This window comes from Vibrio sp. L3-7 (assembly GCF_963898195.1).
GTDB classification, from domain to species: domain Bacteria; phylum Pseudomonadota; class Gammaproteobacteria; order Enterobacterales; family Vibrionaceae; genus Vibrio; species Vibrio echinoideorum.
This window is the reverse complement of sequence record NZ_CAWQUW010000037.1, coordinates 1-10,005: the sequence shown is the minus strand read 5'-3', so window position 1 is coordinate 10,005 and position 10,005 is coordinate 1. Positions and strand designations below refer to the sequence as shown.

The window sequence follows — 10,005 nt, the reverse complement described above, 5'->3', positions numbered from 1 at the left end:
ATTATTGTATCGGCATTGTGGGAGGGGACGTTGGCAATTATCCCCTTGCTTTGTCCAACCGGATGGACAGTGGTAGATGACATTGCCAGTAACCACGGTGGCAACGGGGACTTTTGTACAAGGCACGTTGTTGTTCGTTGGACGATGACACTGTTTAGGAATGTGTTCGATAAGGCACTGGGAGCCGCTATCACAATCGACATAGGCATTTGAGAGGCCGTGAGTGATTTCATACGCATTCTCTTGGCCGAGTAAGGCAAAGCGCATCGCTGGGTCGCTTTTAACATCGGGGCGCCCTTTATTAAAATGGGTGTTGATGTCTTGAGCCAATCCATTGGTCACAAACTCTGTCCCTTTTTGTGCGTTGATATCACTGTCTGACAGTCTTGACTCTTTTGGACTGCGGATCTCTTTTCGACACGTGGCGTCTTTGCAATAGTCATCGACATTGAGTGGAAGCGCATGAGGCGTGAGAGCTTGGTTTGCCGTTTGCTTCGCCCAATTGGCGCTCTCGGTAAAGGTTTGTTGTTCGCTGGCAAGAGCGAGAGTAGATAAAAAACTGAGCGTGAGCGCAGCCCAGAGGTCAATGCGCATAAGGAGCACCTCATCAAAAGTTGGGGTGAGAGAGGGTTATTGGGCATAGAGCGTGCGCAACAGTGGGTGGATGTTTTGCTGCGCATCCCCGGCCGCGAGGTAATCCAGAGCTTGGTAAAGTGAAATGTTGCCGTAAAGGATGTCGTAGTCACTGGCTTTGCAAGGCTGATTAGGTAAGCAACGGTTTTGTTTGACCGAAACAAAGGCCGGTACGCGATGAATATCAAATTGCTTAAACCAATCAGGGCTGATGGAAAAGCCGCTTTGAATGGGCGCCTTATTGGGGGAGCGTATCAAGGCCTCGATCCGCTTGGCCGTGGCCGGAAAACCTTCAGGTAAGACACCGCGTATCACCAGTGGAACGCCTAAGTGCTCACTTTGCATCAGAAGCTGTTTGAGCGCGGTCTTGGGCATGGTGAGTGAAACAAACACCATTACCCCTTTTGGGGCTTGGTCAGGGTGGCGCGTGGGCTTTTGTCGCCCCAATAAGGGGGACAGGCTCTCCTCTTTTATCAAATCTTGAACATTGCGGCTGAGAGTCAGCGCTTCTTCTCGATAAGCCTGGGCTTTATTTTGTATGTCGTCCGTAGGCCACGTCTTCGCCGCCTCCGGTTGTTGAGTCATTTTTTGCTCAAGCTTGGCAAAAGATTTGAGCTCTTGCTCAGTGTAAGCTTGGGCGGGTAACGCGATAAAAAAACACAGAAAAACAAGAGAGCGCCTAAAGGTGCTCTCAAAAGATGGAATGGTCATCATTTATAGTAACCTCTTCATTATGGCCGCTGAAAGGGTGGGTAGAGGGTGTGAGCGTTTTGGAAGCTGATTGACAGCACCTTACGAGCATTGAGATCGCGACAAAACGAGAAGCAAAACTGCGAGAGCGGGAAACAGCAGTAAATGTGCTTGTTGTTGGCGAGCTCTGTTTTTAAAAAATCGGTAAGGGAGTCAGGGTGACTGGCAATAAATAGGTCCGTTTCATTTTTGTGGGGAAGAATGGGCATCATCGCGTCACCTTATAAAAAGACACAGTTGCGCTTTCGCCATTGTACAAAACCAAAGTTATCCCCTGTCACCGGGTTGTCATGGCCGGCTTCCCAGAGTGTGGTTGTCGTGGTGTACGGGTGACACCAGGCGGCATCGGGAATAGGTCCCGACATTTGATACCGATAACGAGATTTTGGCAAAATAGGATCGGGATATTGATAACAAATCGCGCCATCTTCGCCGCGCGTCTCCCAGATGATTCCTTGCCGGTGCAGTTTGTAGTTCAGCTTTTCCATCAAGAGTGTCGCCGCCTGGATGGGCGTGTCTCGATAGTTGGTGGTGCCGGTGAGCGGATAGGCACTGCCCTGTGAGCCTAAACACCAAAATAAAGCATCAATAGGTAAGGCAGCGTTAGTGGAGGTCAACAGGGCTTCGGGCACGCAAGCAAGCTGCGCCACCAGGTTACCAAACAGTAACGCTTCGGGATTGAGAATGAGGGATAACTCATCGTCGTCCCAAAGTGGGTCAATTTCCGTCATGTAGGCCACATCAAAAACGTCCGTGGCCATGCAGGCGGTGGATTGCATCAGTTGCAGCCAATAAATGACGGGGTACTTATACCAATGGGCGTGATAAAAGCCTCCGTCACTGCTGTCACTCTCACGGGCGGTCACGCGCCCACCGATACGCTGAGTGTTAGCGCCGGACATTTGCACGCCCATGTTCACCATACAGTAAGGGACGCGCGTGATATCGGTTAAGGCATAAGGCTCCCAATAGCCAATGTTGATGCCTATTTGCACAAAGATAGGCGGCGGTTTAGGGCAATAAGAGATAGGCAGTGTGGGGTTGGGCGTATCGGGGTACTTAGAGGGCATGACGGTGGCTGAGCCTATCGTCATCGGAAACAAGCAATCCCAACAAATATCGGTCATGGGGTTAATAAAACGGCTTTTACACGCCGCACTGGCTGCTAGGGTTGATGGGGCAATAAAAACCAATAGGCAGCACAACAGTAAACGAAAGTGTCGTTGTGTCATGGGGTGTCCTTTTTCCACGCCGAGCGTGGTACTCCTTTTGTCTCGACAAGAGGCTTCGCCCCATTATCGCCGCCAAAAGCGAGCTTGGTTAAGAGAAAAAAGCGTCATACTGGAAGCATGATCAAGGGAGGTGCGCACTTCCAATGCGATGTCATTGTTATTGCTCTATCGCCAAGGGGTGCAAACCCGATACGTTCACCTCATCGATGCGCCAGCGCGTGCCTTCTTGGTAGGCAATCGCTGGGACGTGAGTAATGTTAAGCGATTGGGTTAAGTGGCCTTGCTGCGCAAAATACATTCTTGCGTCCAATAAGGTCGCCATTTTATTCGGGCTGCCTCCTGTCAGTACCCACTTGATTGGCTTGGCGTTTTGATACTCGCTAGCGAACCTTCGTTGCTGCGCGTCTCTGGCATCAAAAAAGACCAGCACCTTACTTAACTCAAATCGTGGTAGAACGTTTTGACCGTCGACCTTTGGCCAAGTGCGGGTATCAAAGGGGTTCACTCTGGTGCCCGCTTTGGCAATCACGGCTCCTGTAGTGGGGGCGATAATGTCTTTAGGGAGGGTGATGCTTGGGTCAACGTAAAAGGTGCGGGGGTTGATCGTGGTGGTTAAGCCTGCAACGGGCGGTGGGTTTTCAATGCTTTGCTTGGCGCGCTCCGTGAACTCGTTTTGCATGTCCGCTAATTGACCACTGGCCTCAAACCCTTTCAGTCTTTGGTCAATCCACTCCAGCATGTCAATCTCACCGATGGGGAAGATAGGGGCCACTTGGCCCAAGTTCTTTCCAGCGGCATTTGTCGTTGCCAGTCCAGCGACCAAAAGAAAAAGGGGGGATTTAAGCGCTCGCCCCAATGGCTTGATTAAAGGCGTCAATGTCTTTGCCATAAAAGTGCCTGGAGGTTTGCTCAATGGCGCGCTCCAGTGAGTGGCCTTGTTTATAAAGATTTTCACAATACTCAAACTCCTTAGGCTCGGTTGAGAACATGGCGCGTTTCACCGGAGAGGCGAAAAAGCGGTGATAGGTGACATGGCCACCCGCTTTGATGCGCGCACTGCTGTATCCCGCTTCGGCAGACGGAGCGAAACTTTTAATGAGGCGCTGCTCAAACGGTGAGAAGGCATCCGGGTTTTGGATCAGATACTCATCAAACCCTTCCCCTTGACGAAGAATGATGTGGATATCGGAGTTGTTGTAGCAGGCTTTGGCTTCCTCGTTGCTAAAGAAGTCTTCAATCCCTTGAGTCACTGTACAAAAAGCGCCGCCGAACTTACGGGCGGTGCGATAACCGGTGTTGATGAACTCCCTCGCTTGCTCGTTTGCCCCAGAGAGGAGGCTCCAGGCTTCTTCAATGATGCACAGCTTTGGGGTAGAGCGAGAGCCAGCCAGGTACATCTGCTGGTTAATCGACACCATCAACGCAAAAATCACGGGTCTGAGCACAGCAGGCGGAAACCCATCCAGCTCCAGCGTGGTGATTTCCACACTGGGGTCGAGCATGGAGGGCTTGTTGAACACATCTTTGTACATGCCGTCGGTGCAGAACTTTTTCAGTTGCACCGCAATGTCTTTGATGCGTCGGTCGCTTTCTTCTCCAGCAATCTCAATCAAGGCGTCTCTGACATCATCCACCAAGGCTTGATTACCTTTACGCTCCCATGCCGTCACTATCGCATCGCCTAAGACGCTTTGTTGAAACGCCGTCAGTGGGACGTAGGGTGACGCGATGGTGGCAAACAACGCCGTGATATTATCGAGCGCTTCCATCATGGGGTCGACCGGTCTACCGTCATCATCCACAAACTCAAACTCAGCACTTTGCATGGCGCCTAAATGCGTGAAGGGATTTAAGAAGATGTTGGCGTGCGTCATGTACGTCCCCCCAAGGCTGAGCGTCAATTTTTTATAGCTGGCCCCTTTATCGAGGATCCACACTTTACCGCCCATGGCGTAAACCGTTTCGGCAATCTCTTGAACCAGAAAGCTTTTCCCTGCGCCTGAGCCTCCAGTCAGTGCGATATTTTGGTTATCACTGCCACAGGTGAAAGGGTTAAAGAAAGAAATTTGCTGGCGCATCGTGGGCAGCAATACGCCGCCTTTTAACTGACAAAAATCCATGATGAGAGGGAAGAGGTTCACCAGATTAGAGCTTTTTAACGTGCGAACTCGGCCGGCTTTTTTACAATCGCCCCACAACCCTTCGCTCATCATAAAAGGCAACGTTGAAAGCAGCGCTTGTGGCTGATTCATTTTCAGGGGAATGATATCAAGGCCAGCATGGCTGAATGACTCCTTCGCCGCTTGGGTGTCTTTTTTCTGGTGGGTCTTATCGGTAAACAGGGAGACCGTGAGTACCATAGACGCAATGGTAAACTCTTTAGACAACAGACCTTTTTGTAGGGCTTTTCGCTCTTTGAGCTCATCTTCCGCTGTTGGAGCCAGCAGCGCCATTTGGCTGTTCACCGTCTTGGTTAAGTCTTTTATCTTATTATCGTTATCCGCATTTTGCTTACCGGTTGGCTCATTACGAAAGCTCAACGTGACGCGGTGAGGGCAAGTGATATTACGAGAAACGTTGCGAAGAGAAGAAAAGGCCTCAGGTAAGGCGTACAAGCGATAATCCCCAGGCAGACGAGAAAGTCCCAAATTGACCAGCCGTGTGCGCACCTCCTCCCCTTGGTCATTGGTATGACGGGTGGCGATATGGCCACGATGCGTTAACGCTTCGGTATCGGGAGAGAGGGCTTGCAGGTTCAAAGGCTCTAACGGGTTGTAGCCTTTTTCCTTTGGCCGGTCTTGTCGTTTATCAAAGTTTAAGATATCACTCACATCGGTCAGCAACATCTCAGGCGTGACGGGCAGTAAATCAAAACCAAGCTGCGCCAGTCCTGTCTCTAGAGTCATTCGCGCATCAAGCAGCTCTTGTGGGTCTTTTTCCGTGGTGGAGACAAAAAAGAACGCGTCGTAATCGCGCAAATCAAAGCGATTGTTTTTTTGTCGGTGTAAAAAACCGTGCTGCGCGGCGTAGTGGGCGTAAATGGCGTCATCGTTAGCCAGCTTCTGGCAGATACCGCCTCGCTGACTGAGTAGAGCTTGGTTTCCTTCGAGATAGTGCGCCACTCGGTTGTGACCAAACAGCTGCACTTGATAGTCCCATTTATCCCCTGCAGGCAAATCCCCCATGAGGTGGCTTAACGACTGAATTAAATCGTCGTTAGCGCCCCCAAGGACACTGATTTTAAAGCCAAAACCGCGAGAGTGGGGATTGTCGAACACCCGCTCAATGGGATCGTAATCTCGATACGGCAGTTCATGGTGAAGGTGGTTTTGGGCTTGCTTGGCCTCTTGAAATAAGGCGGATAAGCCACTGCGTGAGGAGGAAAACATGGGGGATCCCTTTTTCTATTTTAATGTTAGGGGGCGTGACACAATCTTGGACCGCTTGATGGATTCCCCCCTCATTGAGAGAAGGCTGAGACTGAATGTCGCGCGCCCATGATAAAAATGATGTTTAAGCTTCGTTTCTTTTTTTCCTAATCAATCTTTCCAAATCGCGCGCGCAGGGCGCCCAGACCAACGGCTATCGTCTAAGACAAAGTAAACATCCATCGTATCGATGTAGTGATTGTCTTTGTCGATGAAAGGGAAGACGGTGAGTTTTTTAACGTCTTCTTGGCTTCGCTCTGGCTCCCCCTCTCGATTGCGCCTTGGCAGTAAGGTAAAGGCGGAAGGTGGGGCGAGACGCGCTTGAGAAGAGACCGTGGCGTTACCACTGCCTCCGGTATAACCGTATAGGTTGTCTCGAACTTCGTTCATGGTGACGCAACCTGAAACGCCGCCGACCTGATCGCAACTGTATTCGCTCTCAAAGCCCGCGCTACAACCGGTCAGACCTAAGAGTATCGATAGTGAAAACAAAGCGTGCCTATTCATGGTGATTCCTCACGCCCAAAGCCCACGCGGCTTAACCCTTGTTGGGTGATTTTTTGCGCTAAAGGGTTGATGGGGGCGGTTTGAGTGGTTGGTGGAAGAGAGGGGGTGTTGGTAATGACATCTAACAGTTGATTGCTGTTGGAGACTTGCTCACGCTGCTCATTCATACGCGTTTCGTATTCATCGGCCAGCAATGGATCTAATGGAAAGCCTTCCAAAAAGACAATATTGACGATGGCACCAGGATTGACTTCCACTATCGGATGATAGAGTTCGGCCAGTTTGATGTAGTAGTCCGCCAATTTGCTGCCAACGCTCTCCGTGGCGCCGCCAAGCAGATTCAAGCCAATTTTATCGCTGTTGATGCTTTGACTTGGGCCGAGCGCCGTCGGTGTCGTGGTTTGTGCCAGCGCTTTACCTGCATCCCCTACGCCTTGCAAGATCCCCGCAATGCCGGCCATTTGAACGATCTTACCGTTTTTCAAAATGGTGGTACCGCGAATACCATTGCGACCAAAGTTAAACACGGTCGCATTGACGGGGATATCGAGAATATCGCCATTGGGTTGTATGCAGCTCATTCTACTGGTGCGAGCGACGCCGCGGCTGGATGAGATCTCACCGTAGACGGCGCCGGTGATCGTGCAATCCTTCAATTTAGAGGCCTGACCGTTGGGTAAGACCCCCTGATTGACTGTCTGAAAGACAATCGGTGAGGTATCCCCTTGTCCAGAGACGCCCCCATTAGCATCAGCGCCGCCGGTAATTACGGCGGTCACAAAGGTGCCGGTTGGCACGTAGTTATCGGTCGTGCGACGGGATTGTTTCTCCTCGACACTGGCTTGCCAGTGAAATTCAAAGCTATCAAAGGCATCACCACTAAAGGCCACATCATCTTGCTCTTGGTACTGGAACTCATTCACCTTGGCGTTATCCATGTTGCTATTAATGGCCGGTCTTGGGGGCAGTTTGTATTGGCCAAAGGTGTCTCCCTGGTTGGTCTCGATGCCGTGTTGAGTCGAAGGATCGCCTGCCTTGAGGGTTGAGGCTAATTGCGTCTCAAGCTGCGCCTTGAGCGCGTCAACTTCATCGAGCTTTTGTTGCATCTGCTGCTCAAGCTCTGTCAGTTGCGATTTTGTATCGCGCTCATTGGCCTTTTTAATGTTCTCTAACTCAGAGGTTAAGCTTTGTCCAAAGCGACTTAATGTGCCTTCAAACCGCGCTAAGCTTTGTTCTATTTGGTTGATTTTGTCTTGTTGAAACGTCAGGGCGGACTGGTTGTCTTTGTCGGTAAAATCATCGGTGACGACAGCGCCAAATCCGACATCTTGAATGCCCTTGCTTGGCGCTTGGGGAGACAGTGTTAACCGCCAAACAACAAAAGCCAGGGCGGTCAATATCAGCAATACCGTGAGCGTAATGGTGCGATTGCGCTTTCTTGTCACGGCATTGATCGTGCCGCCGTCTTCAAAGTCCCCGTCGGTGTCTTTGAAGACGCGTTTCTTAAAACGGCCCAAGGCGTCTTTTTGTTTATCGAGCATGGGTGGCGCCTCCTCCAGTAATGAGATAGAGCGTGGTAGTTTGCCCAGGTTTTAATTGATAGGCATCGAGCGCGGCTGAGCGTGCGGAATAGCTGTAGAACTGCGCGGTGGTCAGCGCCATGTCACTGCGGCTTTGATTTTTGAGCTGATAAACCACCCCAGAATAATGACGGCCCACGAAGACCGTTTGAGGGATGATGGCCAGTGACGCTTCATCTTTGGGTAAGGTTTTGGGGTCAACGTCGTGACGTTTAAAACCAGCAATGGGAGCGCCATCATGGACAAAACGTATCATGGCTTTGGTGAGCGCTGTCATGGCGGCGGGATAATCCGCCGCCTGCTCAATCGGGCTTTGCTGCTCTTTGTAATTTTGCGACCAAACAAACTCCGTGACCAAAGATGGTGTAGCTTTGGGGGTAATAAACAGCGCAAACAATCGCCCTTTCTCTGTCGTCAGGTGCGCGGTAAACGGTAAGGGAAGGTTAATTTTTAAGGTGATGGAGCCGGAAGCGTCTTTTTGGTTGCCCGTTGAGGTGCAAAACCCTTTCGGGCAGACGATCGAAATAATACGGTCATTGTTGACCAGTAAACGGTTCACGTTAATGGAAGAGAGTGACAAGGGGATCGTGTCGCCTTCGTCAAACTCATAGCTCACCATGGCGGCATTTTCAGCCAGGGCAAAAGAGGGGATGAAAAAGACCACCCAAAGCGCGATGGATAAAAAATAAGGGTGCCATTGCTGCGATGGGGTGAATGATTGCTCATAAAGATTCATCGGTGTTGACCTCGACTTCTTCAATGGAGAGTAAACCTATGACGCCTTGGTCATAGCTAAAGTTGACTTGATACCACTTCATCTCCGGATCTAGTGCGCGTTGGCCTACGTGCTTTTGGAGTTTCCCGTAGAGTTGTACTTGGAGAGTGTCGAGAGAAATTCGGACCAACTCGACAGAAAATTGGCTGCTGATGTTATCTTTTTTAACCACCGTGGCTTCTCGAAGCAGCTTAGGTTGAACGTTGTACCAGCTTGTCTCGTCTAAATATTCAAGTAACTGACCAAACTGACGTCCAACGCTTGCCGGCGTGATGTTGAGTTTCAGGTAGAGAAGATAATCCGCCATTTGCTCAAGATAAGGTTCATCGACCGCGCCATCCGAAACCGTAAAGGCTTGAGAGAGGGTGGGCGGGACTAGGGTTCGGCTTTGATGGGTAAGGGCTTGATAACTGGTGTAACCCAACACCAGGTTAGTGATAAGCATAACAAGAAAGCCTGCACTCAAAAAAAGATTGAGGAGGCTTTTGACGGCCAGCTTATCCCGTTTAACAAACGGATCCATGATGAAGGGTCTCCTTAGAAAATCCAGTAACGACGACAGGCTGAGGGGGTACGCTTAAAGAGGGTGGGATGGACAAAGGAAGCCCCCCACCAATAAAGTGACAGGGTAACGATGTTGTCACCGTATTGCGCTTTGATGTAACGTAATCCCCCAAACCAAGCCAGCGATAACGTCAGCCCTATCATTTCGTGTTTAAGCCAGAATGAGAGGCCAAAAATGCAGAGGGCAGGCACGAGTTCATCAACTGGGAACCCGAGCCAGCGACGACCTTTGTTCATGTGTTTTGGAATAGAAAAAAACTGATGAGGGTCTTCCATTGTGACTCCTTAGCCTAAGCCGACGAGTGGTGCTCCAACATTCCACAAGACTGAGCCGCCAATGAACCCGCCAACGGCCGCAAACCAGTTACGGCTCATCAGTCCAGTGACGACCGCCCCCGCAAGCCCAGTCCCCAGCATCGCGGTTTCAACCGCAGAGCCTTTGCCCGCCGAGTCTTTCATGGCTTGTTTACCTGACGCGAAGATATCGGCAGCCAGAGCGGGCTGAGTGATAAGAAGTGTCGAGACAGCAACGCCAA

10 protein-coding genes and 1 pseudogene are annotated in these 10,005 nt (G+C 50.7%); all 11 read right to left on the bottom strand.

Going from position 1 to position 10,005, the window contains the following annotated elements; genetic code table 11:
* Positions 1-594 (bottom strand): annotated as a pseudogene (locus tag AACW75_RS19670) (type-F conjugative transfer system mating-pair stabilization protein TraN); the annotation flags it as partial.
* 36 nt (positions 595-630) lie between these two features.
* Positions 631-1,344 carry a type-F conjugative transfer system pilin assembly protein TrbC gene (gene trbC, locus AACW75_RS19665; RefSeq protein WP_237297918.1) on the bottom strand — a complete coding sequence of 238 codons (714 nt, stop codon included), beginning with the start codon at positions 1,342-1,344 and terminating at the stop codon, positions 631-633.
* Between the two features lie 260 nt (positions 1,345-1,604).
* Positions 1,605-2,615, bottom strand: a complete 1,011-nt coding sequence (gene traU, locus AACW75_RS19660) for a conjugal transfer pilus assembly protein TraU (RefSeq protein ID WP_016800096.1) — start codon at positions 2,613-2,615, stop codon at positions 1,605-1,607.
* A 157-nt stretch (positions 2,616-2,772) separates the two neighbouring features.
* Positions 2,773-3,504 carry a type-F conjugative transfer system protein TraW gene (traW, locus tag AACW75_RS19655; protein ID WP_016800095.1) on the bottom strand — a complete coding sequence of 244 codons (732 nt, stop codon included), beginning with the start codon at positions 3,502-3,504 and terminating at the stop codon, positions 2,773-2,775.
* Positions 3,455-6,004, bottom strand: a complete 2,550-nt coding sequence (traC, locus tag AACW75_RS19650) for a type IV secretion system protein TraC (protein ID WP_102428823.1) — start codon at positions 6,002-6,004, stop codon at positions 3,455-3,457. Before traC ends, traW begins: the two co-directional genes overlap by 50 nt.
* A 150-nt stretch (positions 6,005-6,154) precedes the next feature.
* On the bottom strand, positions 6,155-6,550 hold the full coding sequence (gene traV, locus AACW75_RS19645) for a type IV conjugative transfer system lipoprotein TraV (RefSeq protein WP_017104313.1): 396 nt from the start codon (positions 6,548-6,550) through the stop codon (positions 6,155-6,157).
* A complete protein-coding gene (locus AACW75_RS19640; RefSeq protein ID WP_048666133.1) occupies positions 6,547-8,091 on the bottom strand; it encodes a TrbI/VirB10 family protein in 1,545 nt (514 codons plus the stop codon). The genes traV and AACW75_RS19640 overlap by 4 nt, the downstream gene beginning before the upstream one ends.
* Positions 8,081-8,866 (bottom strand): type-F conjugative transfer system secretin TraK, encoded by a 786-nt coding sequence (traK, locus tag AACW75_RS19635; protein WP_017096434.1) that lies wholly within the window; start codon positions 8,864-8,866, stop codon positions 8,081-8,083. The genes AACW75_RS19640 and traK overlap by 11 nt, the downstream gene beginning before the upstream one ends.
* Positions 8,853-9,428 carry a type IV conjugative transfer system protein TraE gene (traE, locus tag AACW75_RS19630; protein WP_016800090.1) on the bottom strand — a complete coding sequence of 192 codons (576 nt, stop codon included), beginning with the start codon at positions 9,426-9,428 and terminating at the stop codon, positions 8,853-8,855. The genes traK and traE overlap by 14 nt, the downstream gene beginning before the upstream one ends.
* 14 nt (positions 9,429-9,442) lie before the next feature.
* Positions 9,443-9,745, bottom strand: coding sequence for a type IV conjugative transfer system protein TraL (gene traL / locus AACW75_RS19625; RefSeq protein WP_016800089.1), 303 nt, complete (start codon positions 9,743-9,745; stop codon positions 9,443-9,445).
* 9 nt (positions 9,746-9,754) lie between these two features.
* The coding region (gene traA / locus AACW75_RS19620) for a type IV conjugative transfer system pilin TraA (RefSeq protein WP_237297914.1) at positions 9,755-10,005 on the bottom strand (251 nt) is incomplete at its 5' end.